Source organism: Hydrogenophaga sp. T2, from assembly GCF_049843535.1.
Taxonomy (GTDB): Bacteria; Pseudomonadota; Gammaproteobacteria; order Burkholderiales; family Burkholderiaceae_C; genus Hydrogenophaga; species Hydrogenophaga crocea.
The window spans coordinates 472,307-489,384 of sequence record NZ_JBBHZJ010000001.1 but is presented as its reverse complement, the minus strand read 5'-3'; the positions used below and the strand labels follow the sequence as shown (position 1 = coordinate 489,384).

The 17,078-nt window shown below is 70.7% G+C and carries 19 protein-coding genes; 17 read left to right on the top strand and 2 right to left on the bottom strand.

Annotation, left to right across the window (positions count from 1 at the left end; all coding sequences use genetic code 11):
• Nucleotides 1-13 precede the first annotated feature (13 nt).
• The 3 genes from coaBC (at nucleotide 14) to WDZ95_RS02320 (ending at nucleotide 2,807) form a co-directional block, all read left to right on the top strand.
• Nucleotides 14-1,225: a bifunctional phosphopantothenoylcysteine decarboxylase/phosphopantothenate--cysteine ligase CoaBC gene (gene coaBC, locus WDZ95_RS02330; protein WP_425776019.1), complete on the top strand. Its 1,212-nt coding sequence runs from the start codon at nucleotides 14-16 to the stop codon at nucleotides 1,223-1,225.
• Nucleotides 1,226-1,247: 22 nt separating this feature from the next.
• Nucleotides 1,248-1,853, top strand: coding sequence for a nitroreductase family protein (locus tag WDZ95_RS02325; protein ID WP_425776018.1), 606 nt, complete (start codon nucleotides 1,248-1,250; stop codon nucleotides 1,851-1,853).
• An 87-nt stretch (nucleotides 1,854-1,940) separates the two neighbouring features.
• On the top strand, nucleotides 1,941-2,807 hold the full coding sequence (locus WDZ95_RS02320) for a putative selenate ABC transporter substrate-binding protein (protein WP_425776017.1): 867 nt from the start codon (nucleotides 1,941-1,943) through the stop codon (nucleotides 2,805-2,807).
• 13 nt (nucleotides 2,808-2,820) lie between these two features.
• Here WDZ95_RS02320 and WDZ95_RS02315 read toward each other — a convergent pair whose 3' ends face one another.
• Complete coding sequence (locus tag WDZ95_RS02315; RefSeq protein ID WP_425776016.1) at nucleotides 2,821-3,726, bottom strand: LysR substrate-binding domain-containing protein; 906 nt, start codon at nucleotides 3,724-3,726, stop codon at nucleotides 2,821-2,823.
• 153 nt (nucleotides 3,727-3,879) lie between these two features.
• Here WDZ95_RS02315 and WDZ95_RS02310 point away from each other — a divergent pair, with 153 nt between their 5' ends.
• The 12 genes from WDZ95_RS02310 (at nucleotide 3,880) to WDZ95_RS02255 (ending at nucleotide 14,365) form a co-directional block, all read left to right on the top strand.
• Nucleotides 3,880-4,539 carry an extracellular solute-binding protein gene (locus tag WDZ95_RS02310; protein WP_425776015.1) on the top strand — a complete coding sequence of 220 codons (660 nt, stop codon included), beginning with the start codon at nucleotides 3,880-3,882 and terminating at the stop codon, nucleotides 4,537-4,539.
• A gap of 35 nt (nucleotides 4,540-4,574) precedes the next feature.
• On the top strand, nucleotides 4,575-5,609 hold the full coding sequence (locus WDZ95_RS02305) for an amidohydrolase family protein (RefSeq protein WP_425776014.1): 1,035 nt from the start codon (nucleotides 4,575-4,577) through the stop codon (nucleotides 5,607-5,609).
• Between the two features lie 20 nt (nucleotides 5,610-5,629).
• On the top strand, nucleotides 5,630-6,313 hold the full coding sequence (gene ligK / locus WDZ95_RS02300) for a 4-carboxy-4-hydroxy-2-oxoadipate aldolase/oxaloacetate decarboxylase (RefSeq protein WP_425776013.1): 684 nt from the start codon (nucleotides 5,630-5,632) through the stop codon (nucleotides 6,311-6,313).
• Between the two features lie 9 nt (nucleotides 6,314-6,322).
• Nucleotides 6,323-7,255 carry an amidohydrolase family protein gene (locus WDZ95_RS02295; RefSeq protein ID WP_425776012.1) on the top strand — a complete coding sequence of 311 codons (933 nt, stop codon included), beginning with the start codon at nucleotides 6,323-6,325 and terminating at the stop codon, nucleotides 7,253-7,255.
• A gap of 1 nt (nucleotide 7,256) precedes the next feature.
• Nucleotides 7,257-7,631: a protocatechuate 4,5-dioxygenase subunit alpha gene (gene ligA / locus WDZ95_RS02290; protein WP_166227053.1), complete on the top strand. Its 375-nt coding sequence runs from the start codon at nucleotides 7,257-7,259 to the stop codon at nucleotides 7,629-7,631.
• Nucleotides 7,632-7,635: 4 nt separating this feature from the next.
• Nucleotides 7,636-8,499, top strand: coding sequence for a class III extradiol dioxygenase subunit beta (locus WDZ95_RS02285; protein WP_425776011.1), 864 nt, complete (start codon nucleotides 7,636-7,638; stop codon nucleotides 8,497-8,499).
• Between the two features lie 2 nt (nucleotides 8,500-8,501).
• Nucleotides 8,502-9,467, top strand: a complete 966-nt coding sequence (locus tag WDZ95_RS02280; RefSeq protein ID WP_425776010.1) for a Gfo/Idh/MocA family oxidoreductase — start codon at nucleotides 8,502-8,504, stop codon at nucleotides 9,465-9,467.
• 1 nt (nucleotide 9,468) lies between these two features.
• Nucleotides 9,469-10,476, top strand: coding sequence for an aldo/keto reductase (locus tag WDZ95_RS02275; protein ID WP_425776009.1), 1,008 nt, complete (start codon nucleotides 9,469-9,471; stop codon nucleotides 10,474-10,476).
• A 105-nt stretch (nucleotides 10,477-10,581) separates the two neighbouring features.
• Nucleotides 10,582-11,757 carry an acyl-CoA dehydrogenase family protein gene (locus WDZ95_RS02270; protein WP_425776008.1) on the top strand — a complete coding sequence of 392 codons (1,176 nt, stop codon included), beginning with the start codon at nucleotides 10,582-10,584 and terminating at the stop codon, nucleotides 11,755-11,757.
• Between the two features lie 101 nt (nucleotides 11,758-11,858).
• Entirely contained in the window at nucleotides 11,859-12,323 is a 465-nt protein-coding gene (locus WDZ95_RS02265) for a Spy/CpxP family protein refolding chaperone (RefSeq protein WP_425776007.1), read from the top strand.
• A 29-nt stretch (nucleotides 12,324-12,352) separates the two neighbouring features.
• Nucleotides 12,353-13,039 (top strand): response regulator transcription factor, encoded by a 687-nt coding sequence (locus tag WDZ95_RS02260; RefSeq protein ID WP_425776006.1) that lies wholly within the window; start codon nucleotides 12,353-12,355, stop codon nucleotides 13,037-13,039.
• 6 nt (nucleotides 13,040-13,045) lie between these two features.
• Nucleotides 13,046-14,365, top strand: coding sequence for a HAMP domain-containing sensor histidine kinase (locus WDZ95_RS02255; RefSeq protein WP_425776005.1), 1,320 nt, complete (start codon nucleotides 13,046-13,048; stop codon nucleotides 14,363-14,365).
• A 24-nt stretch (nucleotides 14,366-14,389) separates the two neighbouring features.
• Here WDZ95_RS02255 and WDZ95_RS02250 read toward each other — a convergent pair whose 3' ends face one another.
• Nucleotides 14,390-15,286 (bottom strand): LysR substrate-binding domain-containing protein, encoded by an 897-nt coding sequence (locus WDZ95_RS02250; protein ID WP_425776004.1) that lies wholly within the window; start codon nucleotides 15,284-15,286, stop codon nucleotides 14,390-14,392.
• A gap of 64 nt (nucleotides 15,287-15,350) precedes the next feature.
• On the opposite strand from WDZ95_RS02250, the gene WDZ95_RS02245 reads away from it, so the two are divergent.
• Nucleotides 15,351-16,712, top strand: a complete 1,362-nt coding sequence (locus tag WDZ95_RS02245) for an acyclic terpene utilization AtuA family protein (RefSeq protein WP_425776003.1) — start codon at nucleotides 15,351-15,353, stop codon at nucleotides 16,710-16,712.
• Nucleotides 16,705-17,067: an AtuA-related protein gene (locus WDZ95_RS02240; protein ID WP_287469037.1), complete on the top strand. Its 363-nt coding sequence runs from the start codon at nucleotides 16,705-16,707 to the stop codon at nucleotides 17,065-17,067. Before WDZ95_RS02245 ends, WDZ95_RS02240 begins: the two co-directional genes overlap by 8 nt.
• The last annotated feature ends 11 nt before the right edge of the window (nucleotides 17,068-17,078 follow it).

Genomic DNA, 17,078 nt, shown 5'->3' with positions numbered 1-17,078 from the left:
TACATTGCGCCCCATGAGCGATCTCGCGGGAAAACACATCGTGCTCGGCCTCAGTGGCGGGGTGGCCTGTTACAAGGCGGCGGAGTTCTGCCGCGCCCTGATCAAGGCCGGCGCCACGGTGCAGGTGGTCATGACCGAGGCGGCCGAACACTTCATCACCCCGGTGACCATGCAGGCCCTGTCGGGCCGGCCGGTCTACAGCTCGCAGTGGGACGCCCGCGAGGGCAACAACATGCCCCACATCAACCTCAGCCGCGAGGCCGACGCCATCGTGATCGCGCCCGCGAGCGCCGATTTCATGGCCAAGCTGCTGCACGGCCGCGCCGACGACCTGCTCTCGCTGCTGTGCCTGGCGCGCCCGATCGAGCGCGTGCCGCTGATCGTGGCGCCCGCCATGAACCGCGAGATGTACGCCCACCCGGCCACGCAGCGCAACCTCGCGCAGCTGCGCGCCGACGGCACCGTGGTGCTGGGCGTGGGCTCGGGTGACCAGGCCTGCGGCGAAACCGGCGACGGCCGCATGCTCGAGCCGCACGAGCTGCTCGACGAGCTCATCGCCCACTTCCAGCCCAAGCGCCTCGCGGGCCGCCACGTGCTGATCACCGCGGGCCCCACCTTCGAGGCGATCGACCCGGTGCGCGGCATCACCAACCGCAGCAGCGGCAAGATGGGCTTTGCCATCGCCCGCGCCGCGCGCGAGGCCGGTGCGCAGGTGACGCTGGTCGCCGGCCCCGTGGCCTTGCCCACGCCGCGCGGCGTGCAGCGCGTGGACGTGCAATCGGCGCTGGACATGCAGCGCGCGGTGCAGGCCAGCGCCGACGCGGCCGACGTGTTCATCGCCGCCGCGGCGGTGGCCGACTGGCGGCCCGCCACCGAGGCCGGCCAGAAGATCAAGAAAGACGGCAGCGGCGCTGTGCCCGCGCTGGCTTTTGTGGAGAACCCCGACATCCTCGCCAGCGTGGCCGCCAGTGCGCGTGCGCAAAGCGGCGCGCTCTATTGCGTGGGCTTCGCCGCCGAAAGCCACGACCTGCTGGCCCACGCCCAGGCCAAGCGCGCGCGCAAGGGCGTGCCGCTGCTGGTGGGCAACATCGGCCCCGACACCTTCGGCCTCGACCACAACGCGCTGCTGCTGGTTGACGCGCAGGGCGCGCGCGAACTGCCGCGCGCCGACAAGCACTCGCTGGCGCGCGCGCTGGTGGCCGAGATCGCGCAGCGCCTGGGCTGAGCGCCGCGAGCCCGTGCCCCGAATGGACACCCCCGCCAGCCCGGCCGATCCCCTGACCCCCTGGCTCACGCGTGTCTCCGTGGGCACGCGCCACCTGCGCAGCCCCGCGCCCAGCCCGGCCGATCTGCTGCGCATGACCGAGGCGGCCCTGCGCGCCCCGGACCACGCGGGCCTGGTCCCGTTTCGGTTCGCCGCGGTGCGCGGCGGCGCCCGCGAGCGGCTCGGTGCGCTCTTCGAGCGGGTGGCGCTGGCGCAAGGCAAGGCCCCCGAGCAGGCGCTGCGCGACCGCGCGCGCGCCACCGACCCACCGCTGCTGGTGGCCGTGATCGCGCGCATCGACGCCGGCCACCCGCTGGCCACCGTGCACGAGCAGTGGATCGCGCTCGGCGGCGCGCTCAGCAACTTCCTCACGGCGGCCCACGCCATGGGCTACGGCGGCAAGATGCTCTCGGGCAGCAAGGTGCGCGCCGAGGCCGTGATGTCGGCCTTCTGCCGCCCGGGCGAAAGCCTGGTGGGCTGGATGGTGTTGGGCACGCCGCAGGGCCAGGGCCGCCCCAAGTTCCACAAACCCCGCGCCGATGCGGTGTTGACCGACTGGATGGCGCCGGGCGACACGCCGGGCCAGTAACATCCGCCGCCGGCCTGACGCCTTCCCTTGTCTGCAAGGCGTCGGCCGTTTCTTCGAGTCCGTTCCTCTCTTCATCAGGAAGCCGCCATGAGTCTCCGTTCCTTCTTCCAACCCGTTCGCGGCGTGCTGCTGCTGGCCGCCGGCCTGATCGCCTTCGGCGCGCAGGCCCAGGCCGTGTTCCGCGTCACCACCATCCCCGAAGAAGCCGCCACCGAGCAGGTGCGCAAGTTCACGCCGCTGGCCCAGTACCTCGAGAAGCAGCTCGGCGTGAAGGTGGAATTCACCCCGGTGAACGACTACCCCGCGGCGGTGGAAGCGCTGGTGAACAAGAAGGTCGATCTGGTGTGGTTCGGCGGCTTCACCTTCGTGCAGGCCAACCTGCGCTCGGGCGGCAAGGTGGTGCCGCTCGCGCAGCGCGAAGAAGACACCAAGTTCCAGTCGGTGTTCATCGCCAAGACCGATTCGGGCATCAAGTCGCTGGCCGACATGAAAGGCAAGCAGGTGTCGTTCGGCTCGCAGAGCAGCACCTCGGGCCACCTCATGCCGCGCAGCTTCCTGCTGCAGGCCAACATCAACCCCGAGAAAGACTTCGCGCGCGTGGCCTACAGCGGCGCGCACGACGCGACCATCGCCTCGGTGGTGAGCGGCAAGGTCGACGCGGCGGCGCTCGACATCACGGTGTGGCGCAAGTTCGTGGGCGAGAACAAGGTCGACACCAAGGCGGTCGATGTGTTCTACACCACGCCCGGCTACTTCAACTACAACTGGTCGGTGCACGCCGACATGCCCAAGGCCATGCAGGACAAGGTCAAGGCCGCGCTGATCGGTCTGTCGCCCGCGGTGCCCGAGCAGGCCGAGATCCTCAAGCTCAACCGCGCCACGCGCTACATCGAGACCCGGCCCGAGAACTACAAGGGCCTGGAGGCGGCGGCGCGCAGCGCGGGCCTGATCTGAGCGCCGCGCGCGCTCAGGCCCGGCTCACCGCCTCCAGCGTTTCCGCGATCAGCCCCAGCGTCTGCTGCTGCGTGAGCGTGGCCGGGCGTTGTGAGCTGGTGGCCAGGCTCAGCCGCGTGCGCAGCGGCGGCGTGATGCCGCGCAGGCTGTAGGCCGAGGGCCGGACCGAGCTGGCCACCGCGTTGCGCGAGAGCAGGGCGGCGCCCGCGCCGTCGGCCACCAGGTCGAGGATGGCCGACACGCCGTCGATCTCCAGCGCCACGGTCGGCCGGCAGCCGATGTTGGCGAGCTCGGCCTCCACCTGCATGCGCAGCGCGTTGGGCCGGCTCGGGATGATCAGCGGCACGTCGGCCAGCTCGCGCAAGGGCAGCGGCGAGGGCGGGGGGTCTTCGCTCAGGCCCGGCGGGCGCGGCTGCACCAGCCACAGCGCTTCCTCGCGCAGCGGCTGCAATTCGATCTCGGGCATGGGCTGCGCGTTGTAGAGCAGCGCGATGTCGATGCGCCCGGTGAGCAGCCACTCCTGCATGCTGGTCGACAGGCCCTCGCTGATCGACAGGCTGGCCTCGGGCAGGCGCTGGCGGAAGGCACGCGTGAGCGGCACCGTGAGCACACGCGCCAGGCTGGGCGGCAGCGCCAGCGCCACCCGGCCCGCGAGCGAACCGCGCACCCGGCCCAGCTCTTCGCGCGCGCGCTCCACCTGGTGCAGGATGCCGCGCCCGTGGGCCAGCAGCAGCTTGCCGGCCTCCGTGGGCGTGGCGCCGCGGCCGTTGCGCACCAGCAGGGTCTGGCGCAGCTCCACCTCGAGCAGGCGCACCTGGCGCGACAGCGCGGGCTGGGCCACGTCGAGCGCGATGGCGGCGCGCGTGAAGCTGCCGAGCTCGGCCACGCGCACGAAGTATTCGAGTTGTTTGAGGTCCATGGGGCTGCAGATCCGAGATATCGGATTTTGTTCTAGCTGATAGCCCGACGTGTGGGTTTTCGCACAGCGGCGGGCTGGCCACAATGCGCGGCCATGCCCAACACCCCATCCGCCCCTTCCACCCCAGCCGGCGCCCTGCGGGGCATTTCGTCCATGGCCACCCGCCTGGTGCTGGCCGAGCTCACCGCGGCCTACACCGCGCGCAGCGGCCAGGCCGTGGCCATCGAGTCGGTGGGCGGCGTGGACGCGGCCAAACGCGTCGCGGCCGGCGAGGCCTTCGACCTGGTGATCCTGGCCAGCGACGCGATCGACAAGCTGATTGCGGCCGGCCACCTGCGGCCCGGGCGTGTGGACCTGGTGCGCAGCGGCGTGGCCGCCTGCGTGCGCGAAGGCAGCCCCCTGCCCGACCTCTCGAGCGAAGCGGCCGTGAAGGCCGCGGTGCTGGCCGCCGAGCGCATCAGCTACTCCACCGGCCCCAGCGGCGTGGCGCTGCAGAAGCTGTTCGAGCGCTGGGGCATGGCCGACGCGGTGGCTGGCAAGACGGTGCAGGCGCCCCCGGGCGTGCCCGTGGCCTCGCTGGTGGCCAAGGGCGAGGTGGCGCTGGGCTTTCAGCAACTGAGCGAGCTGCTCAACGTGCCGGGCATCACCATCGTGGGCCCGCTGCCCGAGGCCATCCAGATCGTCACCGTGTTCAGTGCGGGCATCCCCGCGAACACCGCGCGCGCCGACGCGGTGCGCGCGCTGCTGGCCTTCATGAACACGCCCGAGGCCGACGCCGCCAAGCAGCGCCAGGGCATGTCCGCCGCGGCCTGAGTCTTTCCAACACCAGAACACCCCAAGGAGACCCCATGTCACTGATCATCGATTGCCACGGCCACTACACCACGGCCCCAAAGGCGCTGGAGAACTGGCGCAACGCCCAGATCGCGGGCATCAAGGACCCGGCGCAGATGCCCAAAGCGGCGGACCTGAAGATCAGCGACGACGAGCTGCGCGAGTCCATCGAGACCAACCAGCTCAAGCTCATGAAGGAGCGCGGCAGCGACATCACGCTGTTCAGCCCGCGCGCGAGCTTCATGGCCCACCACATTGGCGACTTCGCCGTGTCGAGCACCTGGGCCGCGATCTGCAACGAGCTCTGCCACCGCGTGTCCACGCTGTTCCCCGAGCACTTCGTGCCCGTGGCCATGCTGCCGCAGTCGCCCGGCGTCGATCCGGCCACCTGCATTCCCGAGCTGGAGAAGTGCGTCAAGGAATACGGCGCGGTCGGCATCAACCTCAACCCCGATCCCTCGGGCGGCCACTGGACCAGCCCGCCGCTGACCGACCGCCACTGGTACCCCATCTACGAAAAGATGGTGGAGTACGACCTGCCCGCCATGATCCACGTGAGCACGAGCTGCAACGCCTGCTTCCACACCACCGGCGCGCACTACCTCAACGCCGACACCACGGCCTTCATGCAGCTGATCCAGGGCGACCTGTTCAAGGACTTCCCCACGCTGAAGTTCCTGATCCCGCACGGCGGCGGCGCGGTGCCCTACCACTGGGGCCGCTTCCGCGGTCTGGCGCAGGAGATGAAGAAGCCGCTGCTGACCGAGCACGTGCTCAACAACGTGTTCTTCGACACCTGCGTGTACCACCAGCCCGGCATCGACCTGCTCAACACCGTGATCCCGGTGAAGAACGTGCTGTTCGCCTCCGAGATGATCGGCGCGGTGCGCGGCATCGACCCCACCACGGGCCACTACTACGACGACACCAAGCGCTACATCGAAGCCTCGAAGATCCTGTCGGCCGACGACAAGCACGCGATCTACGAAGGCAATACGCGCCGCGTGTTCTCGCGCCTGGACGCGCGCCTCAAGGCCAAGGGCCTGTAACCGCTTTCGAAGGAACCGACATGTACGAACTTGGCGTTGTCTACCGCAACATCCAGCGCGCCGACCGCGCAACCGCCGACGCGCTCGCCGCGCTGGGCTCGGCCACCGTGCACGAGGCCATGGGCCGCGTGGGCCTGCTCAAGCCCTACATGCGCCCGATCTTCAGCGGCGCACAGGTGAGCGGCACGGCCGTCACCGTGCTGCTGCACCCGGGCGACAACTGGATGATGCACGTCGCGGCCGAGCAGATCCAGCCGGGCGACATCGTGGTGGCGGCCGTCACGGCCGAGTGCACCGACGGCTACTTCGGCGACCTGCTGGCCACCAGCTTCCAGGCCCGCGGCGCGCGCGCCCTGGTGATCGACGCCGGCGTGCGCGACGTGAAGACCTTGAAGGAAATGAACTTCCCGGTCTGGAGCAAGGCCATCAGCAGCAAGGGCACCATCAAGGCCACGCTGGGCTCGGTGAACATCCCGGTGGTGTGCGCGGGCATGTGGGTCACGCCCGGCGACGTGATCGTGGCCGACGACGACGGCGTGGTCTGCGTGCCGCGCGAGAAGGCCGCGGCCACGCTCGAGGCCGCGCGCAAGCGCGAGGCCAACGAAGGCGAGAAGCGCGACAAGCTCGCCAGCGGCGTGCTCGGCCTGGACATGTACAAGATGCGCGAACCGCTGGCCGCCGCCGGCCTGCGCTACATCGACTGAAAGCACGCGATGAGCAAACCGACTTCCGGCGACTTCACCAAGACCGCGGGCTGGCTCGACTGGTTCGACGGCCCGAGCCAGCCGCGCTTTGTGCTGCCTGCGGGCAGCGTGGACGCGCACTGCCACGTGTTCGGCCCCGGCGCCGAATTCCCCTACGCGCCCGAGCGCAAGTACACGCCCTGCGACGCGAGCAAGCAGCAGCTGTTTGCGCTGCGCGACCACCTGGGCTTTGCGCGCAACGTGATCGTGCAGGCCACCTGCCACGGCGCCGACAACCGCGCCATGGTCGACGCCTGCCTGGCGTCCAACGGCAAGGCGCGCGGCGTGGCCACCGTCAAGCGCAGCGTGACCGACGACGAACTGCAGCGCCTGCACGCCGCGGGCGTGCGCGGCGTGCGCTTCAACTTCGTCAAGCGCCTGGTCGACTTCACGCCCAAGGACGAACTGATGGAGATCGCGGGCCGCATCAAGGCCCTGGGCTGGCACGTGGTGATTTACTTCGAGGCCGTGGACCTGCCCGAGCTCTGGGACTTCTTCACCGCGCTGCCCACCACCGTGGTGGTCGACCACATGGGCCGCCCCGATGTGAGCAAGCCCGTGGACGGCCCCGAGTTCGCCCTGTTCCTCAAGTTCATGCGCGAGCATGAAAACGTGTGGAGCAAGGTGAGCTGCCCCGAGCGGCTCTCGGTCAGCGGCCCCAAGGCGCTCGACGGCGAGCAGGCCGCGTACCGCGACGTGGTGCCGTTTGCGCGCAAGGTGGTCGAGACCTTCCCCGACCGCGTGCTCTGGGGCACCGACTGGCCGCACCCCAACCTCAAGGACCACATGCCCGACGACGGCCTGCTGGTCGACTTCATCCCGCACATCGCGCCCACCGCCGCGTTGCAGAAGAAGCTGCTGGTGGACAACCCGATGCGCCTTTACTGGCCCGAGGAGGTCTGACATGGCCCTGGACAAACCCTACAAGGACGTGCCCGGCACGACCATCTTCGACGCCGATCAAAGCCGCAAGGGCTACTGGCTCAACCAGTTCTGCATGAGCCTCATGAAGGCCGAGAACCGCGAGCGCTTCAAGAAGGACGAGCGTGCCTACCTCGACGAGTGGGCCATGAGCGAAGAGCAGAAGCAGGCCGTGCTCGCGCGCGACCTCAACCGCTGCATCGCGCTCGGCGGCAACATCTACTTCCTCGCCAAGATCGGCGCCACCGACGGCAAGAGCTTCCAGCAAATGGCGGGCTCCATGACCGGCATGTCCGAAGAGGAGTACCGCAACATGATGATCAACGGCGGGCGCGACCCGAAATGGGGAAGGAGCTGACACCATGGCACGCATCACCGCATCCGTGTACACCTCGCACGTGCCCGCCATCGGCGCGGCGCTCGATCTGGGCAAGACCCACGAGCCGTACTGGCAGCCCGTTTTCAAGGGCTACGAGTACTCCAAGCAGTGGATGAAGGAGAACAAGCCCGACGTGATCTTCCTGGTCTACAACGACCACGCGACCGCGTTCAGCCTGGACATCATCCCCACCTTCGCCATCGGCACCGCGGCCGAGTACCAGCCCGCCGACGAGGGCTGGGGCCCGCGCCCCGTGCCCAAGGTCATCGGCCACCCCGAGCTCGCCTCGCACATCGCGCAGAGCGTGATCCAGCAGGACTTCGACCTCACCATCGTGAACAAGATGGACGTGGACCACGGCCTCACCGTGCCCTTGTCGCTCATGTGCGGCGAGCAGGACCCGGTCAAGGGCGCGTGGCCCTGCCCGGTCATTCCGTTCGCGGTCAACGTGGTGCAGTACCCGGTGCCCAGCGGCCGCCGCTGCTTCAACCTGGGCCAGGCGATCCGCAAGGCGGTGGAGAGCTACGACGAAGACCTCAACGTGCACATCTGGGGCACGGGCGGCATGAGCCACCAGCTGCAGGGCCCGCGCGCGGGCCTGATCAACAAAGACTTCGACAACCGGTTCCTCGACCTGCTCGAGACCAACCCCGCCGCGGCCGCCGACATCCCGCACATCGACTACGTGCGCGAGGCCGGCAGCGAGGGCATCGAACTCGTGATGTGGCTGATCGCGCGCGGCGCGATGGCCGACGTGGCGGGCGGTCCGCTGCCCAAGGTGAAGCACCGCTTCTTCCACGTGCCCGCGAGCAACACCGCCGTGGGCCACCTGATCCTGGAGAACTGAACATGAGCAACAAGACCATCAAAGTCGCGCTGGCCGGCGCGGGCGCCTTCGGCGTCAAACACCTGGACGGCATCAAGAACATCGACGGCGTCGAGGTGATCTCGCTGATCGGCCGCGAGCTCGACAAGACCCAAGAGGTCGCGGCCAAGTACGGCATCGGCCACGTCACCACCGAGCTTGCCGAATCGCTGGCCATCCCCGAGCTCGACGCGGTGATCCTGTGCACGCCCACGCAGATGCACGCCGAGCAGAGCATCGCCTGCCTCAAGGCCGGCAAGCACGTGCAGGTGGAGATCCCCCTGGCCGACAGCCTGGCCGGTGCACAGGCCGTGGTCGATCTGCAGAAGCAGACGGGCCTGGTGGCCATGTGCGGCCACACGCGCCGCTTCAACCCCAGCCACCAGTACGTGCACCAGAAGATCGCCGCGGGCGAGTTCAACATCCAGCAGATGGATGTGCAGACCTATTTCTTCCGCCGCACCAACACCAACGCGCTGGGCCAGCCGCGCAGCTGGACCGACCACCTGCTGTGGCACCACGCCGCGCACACGGTCGACCTGTTCGCCTACCAGGCCAACAGCCCCATCGTGCAGGCCAACGCCATCCAGGGCCCGATCCACCCGGTGCTGGGCATCGCCATGGACATGAGCATCCAGCTCAAGGCCGCCAACGGCGCCATCTGCACGCTCTCGCTCTCCTTCAACAACGACGGCCCGCTCGGCACCTTCTTCCGCTACATCGGCGACACCGCGACCTACATCGCGCGCTACGACGACCTGTTCAACGGCAAGGAAGAGAAGATCGATGTCTCGAAGGTCGATGTGAGCATGAACGGCATCGAGCTGCAGGACCGCGAGTTCTTCGCCGCCATCCGCGAGGGCCGCGAGCCCAACGCCAGCGTGGCCCGCGTGTTCGCCTGCTACCAGGTGCTGCACGACCTCGAGCAAAAGCTCAACGCCCAGGGCTGACATGCAACAGCGCGCGCTCGGCCCCTTCACCGTCTCGGCCATCGGCCTGGGCTGCATGAACATCTGCCACGCCTACGGCCCGCCGGTGCCCGACGCGCAGGCCGAGCGCCTGCTGCTGGCCGCGCTCGACGACGGCGTGACCCACTTCGACACCGCGGCGCTCTATGGCTTTGGCGCCAGCGAGACCACGGTGGGCCGCGTGCTCTCGGCGCACCGCAGCCGCTTCACGCTGGCCAGCAAGTGCGGCATGCAGGGCGTGGACGTGAAAGGCGACGGCCAGCTGGTGCGCGTGATCGACGGCCGCCCGGCCACGCTGCGCGCCACCTGCGAGGCCGCGCTCAAGCGGCTGCGCACCGAGGTCATCGACCTGTACTACCTGCACCGCTGGGACAAGCAGGTGCCGATCGAAGAGAGCGTGGGCGCGCTTGGCGACCTGGTGCGCGCGGGCAAGATCCGCGCGGTCGGCCTGTCCGAGGTGTCGGCCGCCACGCTGCGCAAGGCGCACGCCGAACACCCGATCGCCGCGGTGCAGACCGAGTACTCGCTGTGGACGCGCAACCCCGAGATCGCGGTGCTTGAGGCCTGCCGCGAGATCGGCGCGGCCTTCGTGGCCTTCAGCCCCACCGGGCGCGGCTTCCTCGCCGGCGACCTCGACCCCGCCGCTTTCGACGCCAAGGACATCCGCCGCAGCATGCCGCGCTTCGCCGCCCCGCACTGGGCCGCCAACCAGCGCCTGCTGCCGGCCTACCGCGCGATCGCGGCCGAGGCGGGCTGCACGCCGGCACAGTTGTCCCTGGCCTGGGTGCTGCACAAGGCGCCGCACATCCACGCCTTGCCGGGCACGGCCAACCTCGACCACCTGCACGAGAACAACCGCGCGGCCGACGTCGTGCTGAGCGCCGACCTGATGCAACGGCTCGACGCGCTCATCAACCCGCGCACCGTCAGCGGCAGCCGCTACAGCGACCAGGCCAACCGCGAGGTGGACACCGAGGTCTTCGCCGACTGAGGCCGCAGCCGGGCGGTCGTCCGGTCGCGCGGCTGTCACCCAGGTGAGCGGCGCGCGGCCGATCCGCCGCTATGGTGCGGGGCATCTTCCTCCGATGCCCCCGCCATGAACTTCGACCTCTCCGACGAACTGAAAGCGCTGCAGCAGCGCACCCGCGACTTCATCCGCGAGCAGGTGCTGCCGCTGGAGAGCGACCCCCGCCAGGACAGCCACGGCCCGCACCCGGCGCTGCGCGACGAGCTGGTGGCGCGCGCCCGCGCGGCCGGGCTGCTCACGCCGCATGCTTCGGTCGAACTGGGCGGGCTGGGCCTGTCGCACACCGCCAAGGCCGTGGTGTTCGAAGAGGCGGGCTATTCCTGGCTCGGCCCCACCGCGCTCAACATCCACGCGCCCGACGAAGGCAACATCCACCTCATGGAGGCGGTGGCCTCGCCCGCGCAGAAGGCGCGCTGGCTGGTGCCGCAGGTGCAGGGCCGCACGCGTTCGTGCTTCGCCATGACCGAGCCCGCGCCCGGTGCGGGCGCCGACCCCGGCATGCTGCAGACCACCGCGGTGCGCGACGGCCAGGGCTACCGCATCAACGGCCGCAAGTGGTTCATCACCGGCGCCGACGGGGCCGACTACGCGATCGTGATGGCGCGCATGGAAGACGGCACCGCCACCATGTTCCTCGCCGACATGGACCAAGCCGGCATCGTGCTCGAGCGCAACATGGACGCCATGGACCGCTGTTTCACCGGCGGTCACGGCGTGCTGCGCTTCGACAACCTCTACGTGCCCGATGCCGACATCCTGGGCGAGCCCGGCAAGGGCTTTCGCTATGCGCAGGTGCGGCTGGCGCCCGCGCGGCTCACCCACTGCATGCGCTGGCTCGGCCAGGCGCGGCGCGCGCACGACATCGCAGTGGATTACGCGCGCCGCCGCCAGGCCTTCGGCCGGCCGCTGGCCGAGCACGAGGGCGTGGGCTTCATGCTGGCCGACAACGACATGGACCTGCAGACCGCGCGCCTGCACATCTGGCACACGGCCTGGCTGCTCGACCAGGGGCAGCGCTGCAACTTCGAGTCGAGCCGCGCCAAAGTGGTGTGCTCCGAGGCCGAGTGGCGCGTGGTGGACCGCTGCGTGCAGATCCTGGGCGGGCAGGGCGTGACCGGCGAGACCGCGGTCATGCGCATCTTCACCGACATGCGGGCCTTCCGCATCTACGACGGCCCGAGCGAGGTGCACCGCTGGAGCATGGCGCGCAAGATCGTGCAGGGCGAGGCCGTGGCCGCACCCTGAGCCGAAACAAAACGACATCAAGCGATACCGCCCCGAGACCCGGTGTCGGGGGCCCGATCGCACCATGGCGGCCTGTTCAACACCGTTCCGGAAGGACCGCCATGAAACCCTGGATCCGTCGCACCCTCATAGTCCTCACCAGCGTCACCGTGCTCGCCGGGGGCCTCGCGGCCTGCGGCCACCGCCCCCACCACGGCCCGGCCTCGCCCGAGCAGGTGGCCGAGTGGCGCGGCAAGGCGGTCGAGCGTGTCAGCCGCAAGCTCGATCTCGACACCGCCCAGCGCCAGAAGCTCGACGTGCTGGCCGACAAGCTCGTGGCCCAGCGCCAGGCCATGATGGGCCCGGCCGGCGAGCCGCGCGAGGCCATGCGCGCGCTGGTGGCGGGCGAGAAGTTCGACCGCGCGCGCGCCCTGCACCTGCTCGACGAAAAGACCCGCGTGTTGCAGGTGGCCACGCCCGAGGTCATCAACGCCCTGGCCGACTTCTACGACAGCCTCAACCCGACGCAGCAGGCCGAGGTGCGCGGCTTCCTGGAGAAGCGCCGCGGCTGGTTCCAGCGCGGCTGAGGGGGCGGACGCGGTGTGAGAATGCGCGCATGCCCCGCATCCTGCTGATCGACGACGACACGCAGCTCGGCCCGCCGCTGGCGAGCTACTTCCGGCGCTTCGACCTGGCGCTGGTGCAGGCGTTTCGGCCCAGCGAAGGGCTGGCCGAGCTGCGCCGCGGCGGCTTCGATGCCGCGATCCTCGACGTGATGCTGCCCGAGATGGACGGCTTCGAACTCTGCCGCACCATCCGCAAGGAAAGCGACCTGCCCATCGTGATGCTCACCGCGCGCGGCGACGTGATGGACCGCGTGGTGGGCCTGGAGATGGGCGCCGACGACTACCTGCCCAAGCCCTTCGAGCCGCGCGAACTCGTGGCCCGCGTGCAGACCGTGCTGCGCCGCCGCGTGGCCGCGCCCGCGCCGCGGCCCGAGCCCGGCGTGCTGGCCTTCGAGGGCCTGCGCATCGACCCCGCGCGGCGCGAGGTGTGGCGCCAGGGCGAACGCGTGGAGCTCACCGGCACCGAGTTCGAGCTGCTGCACCTGCTCGCCCGCGAGGCCGGGCGCGTGCTCAGCCGCGACGACATCCTCAACCACCTGCGCGGCCACGAGGCCGATCTGCTCACGCGCGCGGTCGACATCGTGGTGAGCCGGCTGCGCCGCAAGCTCGAACCGCTCGACTGCATCAAGACACTGCGCAACGCGGGCTATTCGCTCGCGCTGCGGCGAGAGGCCTGAGCGGCCATGAAGCGCTTTCACCGCCTTCGCCATTCGGTCAAGCTGCGTTTGCTGGTGGTGTTCCTGCTGCTCGCGTTCGCGGTGGCCTTCATCTTCATCGGCGGTGCGCAGCGCGCCTTCACCCTGGGCTGGAAAGAGGCGGCGCAGCCCCTGCTCATGGACTACGTGAGCCGGCTGGCCAGCGAGATCGCGCCCCAGGGGACACCCGATATCGAACGCGCACGGGCGCTCACCGAGCGCATGCCCATCATCACCGTCGACATCGCCGGCCCGCGTGTGCAATGGCGCTCGCACCCGGACTCGCCGCGGCCACACTGGCGGCGCGACAGCGGGCCCGGCCGCGACGAGGCCTACTGGCAGGCGCTGGTGCAGCGGCCCACGGCCGACGGGCACCTCATCGAATTCGGCATCAACGAATCGGCCATCGAAGCGCGGCCCCGCATGTTCGGGTGGGCGCTGCTGTCGCTGCTGCTCGTGACCGCGCTGGCCTTCGGGTACCTGCGCCGGCTGCTGCGCCCGCTCGACGACATCCGCGCCGGCGCCATGCGCTTCGGCGCCGGTGACTTCGGCCAGCCCATCGCACTGCCGCCGCGCCGCCGCCACGACGAGCTCGGCGAACTCGCGGCCACCATCAATACCATGGGCCACGACATCGAGCAGATGCTGCAGGCGCAGCGCGCGCTGCTGCTGGCCATCAGCCACGAGCTGCGCAGCCCGCTCACGCGCGCGCGGCTCAACACCGAGCTGCTGCCCGAGACCGCCGAGGTGAACCCGCAGCGCGAAGCGCTGCTGCGCGACCTCGGCGAAATGGCGCGCCTCATCAACGACCTGCTCGAGAGCGAACGCCTGGCCGGTCGCCACGCGGTGCTGCAACGCGAACCCACCGACCCGGCCGCGCTCGCGCGCGAGGTGATCGACGAACTCGCGGCGGTGCGGCCCGAGGCGCAGCGCACCGTGCTGCACGTGGCCGAGGGCCTGCCCCCAGTGCCGCTCGATCGCGTGCGCATGCGCCTGCTGCTGCGCAACCTGCTCGACAACGCCCTACGGCACGCGGGCGACGCGGCGGCGCCGGTGGAACTGCACCTGGCGCACGCCGACGGTGGCGTGCGCTTCGTGGTGCGCGACCACGGCCCGGGCGTGCCCGAAGAACGCCTGTCGCAACTGGGCCAGGCCTTCTACCGCCCCGACAGCGCCCGCACGCGCGACGCGGGCGGGGTGGGGCTGGGCTTGTACCTGTGCCGGCTGGTGGCGCAGGCGCACGGCGGGCGCTGCGAGATCGGCAACGCGCACCCGGGGTTGCGGGTGAGCGTGACCTTGCCCGCCTGAGCGCGCGGCCCCTGCCCCGGGGTCTCAGGCCCGCGGCCGGTTCGCCATCAGCAGCTCGTAAAGCCCCTGCGCCGCCGACGACAGCGCGCGGTCGGCGCGGCGCACCAGGAACACCTGCCGCTTGAGCCCGGTCGACACCACCGGCCGCGCGCGCAGCTCCGGGTGGTCGAAGTGGAACAGCGTGAGCGAGGGCACGATGGAAATGCCCAGGCCTTCGCGCACCATGGCGGCCACGGTGCTGAGCTGCTCGAGCTCCATCAGCGTCTGCAGCCTGTTCGGGTAGATCGCGGCCTCCACGTACTGGCGCACGCTGCTCGAGCGCGCAAGCTGGACGATGGGCCAGGCCGCGAGCTCGGCCAGCTTGAGCTTGCCGCTCGCGCGCGCCAGGGGGTGGTCGCGGCGGAACACGGCGTGGAACTGGTCGCTGCAGAAGCGCTCGGTGCGCAGGCCGTTGGTGTGGGCGCGCGTGGAGGCGAGCGCGAAGTCGGCGCTGCCCGCGCGCACGCGCGCCACGCAGTCGTCGGACAGCACGTCGGCCACGTCGAGCTCGATGCCCGGGTGCTCGCGGTGGAAGCGCGCCAGCAGCGGCGGCAGCCAGCCCGCCGCCAGCGAGGGCAGGGCGGCGATGGCCACCCGGCCGCGCCGCCGCGCGACGTGGTCGCGCACGTCGCCCACCGCGGCCTCGGCGTCGCTGAGCAGGCGCTGCGCCGCGCGCAGAAAGGCCTCGCCCTCGGCCGTGAGTTCCACCTGGCGCGTGGTGCGGTCGAACAGGCGGCCGCCCACGTGTTCTTCGAGCGCGCGGATCAGCGCCGAGAACGCGGGCTGCGACAGGTGGCACAGCGCGGCCGCTCGCGTGAAGTTGCGCTGGTCGGCCAGGGCCACGAAGGCGCGCAGTTCGCGGGTCGACAGATTGATCTGCATGACCGATGAATGTATCGGCATTTTGAGTTTTGCGGATCAGTGGCCGGCCCCTACAGTGCCGCCCATGAGCAGACAGGAGACATTGCGCATCGCCTCGGCCGCGGGTTTTTCGGGCGACCGTGCCGATGCCGCCGGCCCGGTGGTCGACGCGCTGGTGCGCGCGGGCGGCCCGGCCTGCCTGATCTTCGAGACCCTGGCCGAGCGCACCCTCGCACTCGCCCAGCTGGCGCGGCGCGAAGACCCCGCGCGCGGCTACGAGCCGCTGCTGGGCGAGATGCTGTCGCCCGTGCTGGCGCGCTGCCTGCGGCATGGCATCCGCATCGTGAGCAACTTCGGCGCGGCCAACCCGGTGGGCGCGGCGCTGCACATCCACCGGCTGTGCGCCGACCAAGGCCTGCGCGCACCGCGCATCGCGGTGATCGAGGGCGACGACGTGAGCGGCGAGCCGCACCGGCCTGCACTGCGCGAGGCCTTGCCCGGGCTCGATGGCCTCGCGCTGGTGAGCGCCAACGCCTACATCGGCGCCGAAGCCATCGCAGACGCCTTGCGCGCGGGCGCCGAGATCGTGGTGGCGGGGCGCGTGGCCGACCCCTCGCTCACGCTCGGGCCGGCGCTGCACCACTTCGGCTGGGCGCTCGACGACTGGGACCGCCTGGCCGGCGCGACCATGGCGGGCCACCTGCTCGAGTGCGGCACGCAGGTCACGGGCGGCTACTACGCCGACCCCGGCCTGAAAGACGTGCCCGGCCTCGCGAACCTGGGCTACCCGATCGCCGAGTTGCACGCCGACGGTGGCTGCGTGATCACCAAGCCCGAGGGCACGGGCGGTCTGGTGGACCGCCACACCGTGACCGAGCAACTGCTCTACGAACTGCACGACCCCACGGCCTACCTCACGCCCGACGTGGTGGCCGACATCGGCGCGGCCGAGCTCGACGAGATCGGCCCCGACCGCGTGCGCCTGCGCGGCGTGCGGGGCCACCCGCGGCCCACGCACCTGAAGGTGAACGTGTGCCACGAAAGCGGCTGGCTGGCCGAGGGCGAGGTGTCGTACGCCGGGCCGCGCGCCGAGGCGCGCGCACGGCTCGCGGCCGACACCGTGCGCGAGCGCATGGGGCCGGGCGTGTCCCTGCGCGCCGACCTGATCGGCGTGGCCAGCGTATGGGCCGACGACCACGGCCGCTGGCTCGCCGACCTGCCGCCGGGCGACGCGCGCGACGTGCGCCTGCGCCTGGCCATGCGCCACAGCGACCCGGCGCGCGCGCGCCGCCTGCTCAACGAGGTGACCGCGCTCTACACCTGCGGCCCGGCGGGTGGCGGCGGCATCCGCACCGCGCTGCGGCCCACGCTGGGCACGCTCTCCTGCCTGCTGCCGCGCGCGCAGGTGCCCACGCGCTTCGTGATGGTGGAGGCCGCGCATGCCTGAGGACATCACCGTGCCCCTGTGGCGCGCCGCCCATGGCCGCACCGGCGACAAGGGCGACCGCTCCAACATCAGCGTGATCGCCTGGGCGCCCGAGTTCTACGCGCTGATCGAAGCGCAGATCACGCCCGAGGTGGTGCGCGAGCACTTCCGCCACCGCCGGCCCACGGCCGTGCACGTGCACCGGCTGCCGCGCCTGCACGCGCTCAACGTGGTGCTCGACGCGGCGCTGGACGGCGGCGTGAACGACGCACTCAACCTCGACAGCCACGGCAAGAGCCTGTCGTTCCATCTGCTGGAGCTGCCGCTGCGCGTGCCCGGCCCCCTGGTTTCCCGGTTGCGCGGCCCCGCCGAGTGACGCCCTTTCGC

Coding starts and splice junctions, on each gene's coding strand:
- WDZ95_RS02270 (WP_425776008.1), top strand. CDS start 10,582: ATGAACTTCGACCTCTCCGACGAACTGAAAGCGCTGCAGCAGCGCACC.
- WDZ95_RS02275 (WP_425776009.1), top strand. CDS start 9,469: ATGCAACAGCGCGCGCTCGGCCCCTTCACCGTCTCGGCCATCGGCCTG.
- WDZ95_RS02285 (WP_425776011.1), top strand. CDS start 7,636: ATGGCACGCATCACCGCATCCGTGTACACCTCGCACGTGCCCGCCATC.
- WDZ95_RS02250 (WP_425776004.1), bottom strand. CDS start 15,286: ATGCAGATCAATCTGTCGACCCGCGAACTGCGCGCCTTCGTGGCCCTG.
- WDZ95_RS02320 (WP_425776017.1), top strand. CDS start 1,941: ATGAGTCTCCGTTCCTTCTTCCAACCCGTTCGCGGCGTGCTGCTGCTG.
- WDZ95_RS02310 (WP_425776015.1), top strand. CDS start 3,880: ATGGCCACCCGCCTGGTGCTGGCCGAGCTCACCGCGGCCTACACCGCG.
- WDZ95_RS02305 (WP_425776014.1), top strand. CDS start 4,575: ATGTCACTGATCATCGATTGCCACGGCCACTACACCACGGCCCCAAAG.
- WDZ95_RS02295 (WP_425776012.1), top strand. CDS start 6,323: ATGAGCAAACCGACTTCCGGCGACTTCACCAAGACCGCGGGCTGGCTC.
- WDZ95_RS02280 (WP_425776010.1), top strand. CDS start 8,502: ATGAGCAACAAGACCATCAAAGTCGCGCTGGCCGGCGCGGGCGCCTTC.
- WDZ95_RS02240 (WP_287469037.1), top strand. CDS start 16,705: ATGCCTGAGGACATCACCGTGCCCCTGTGGCGCGCCGCCCATGGCCGC.
- WDZ95_RS02315 (WP_425776016.1), bottom strand. CDS start 3,726: ATGGACCTCAAACAACTCGAATACTTCGTGCGCGTGGCCGAGCTCGGC.
- ligK (WP_425776013.1), top strand. CDS start 5,630: ATGTACGAACTTGGCGTTGTCTACCGCAACATCCAGCGCGCCGACCGC.
- coaBC (WP_425776019.1), top strand. CDS start 14: ATGAGCGATCTCGCGGGAAAACACATCGTGCTCGGCCTCAGTGGCGGG.
- WDZ95_RS02265 (WP_425776007.1), top strand. CDS start 11,859: ATGAAACCCTGGATCCGTCGCACCCTCATAGTCCTCACCAGCGTCACC.
- WDZ95_RS02260 (WP_425776006.1), top strand. CDS start 12,353: ATGCCCCGCATCCTGCTGATCGACGACGACACGCAGCTCGGCCCGCCG.
- ligA (WP_166227053.1), top strand. CDS start 7,257: ATGGCCCTGGACAAACCCTACAAGGACGTGCCCGGCACGACCATCTTC.
- WDZ95_RS02255 (WP_425776005.1), top strand. CDS start 13,046: ATGAAGCGCTTTCACCGCCTTCGCCATTCGGTCAAGCTGCGTTTGCTG.
- WDZ95_RS02245 (WP_425776003.1), top strand. CDS start 15,351: ATGAGCAGACAGGAGACATTGCGCATCGCCTCGGCCGCGGGTTTTTCG.
- WDZ95_RS02325 (WP_425776018.1), top strand. CDS start 1,248: ATGGACACCCCCGCCAGCCCGGCCGATCCCCTGACCCCCTGGCTCACG.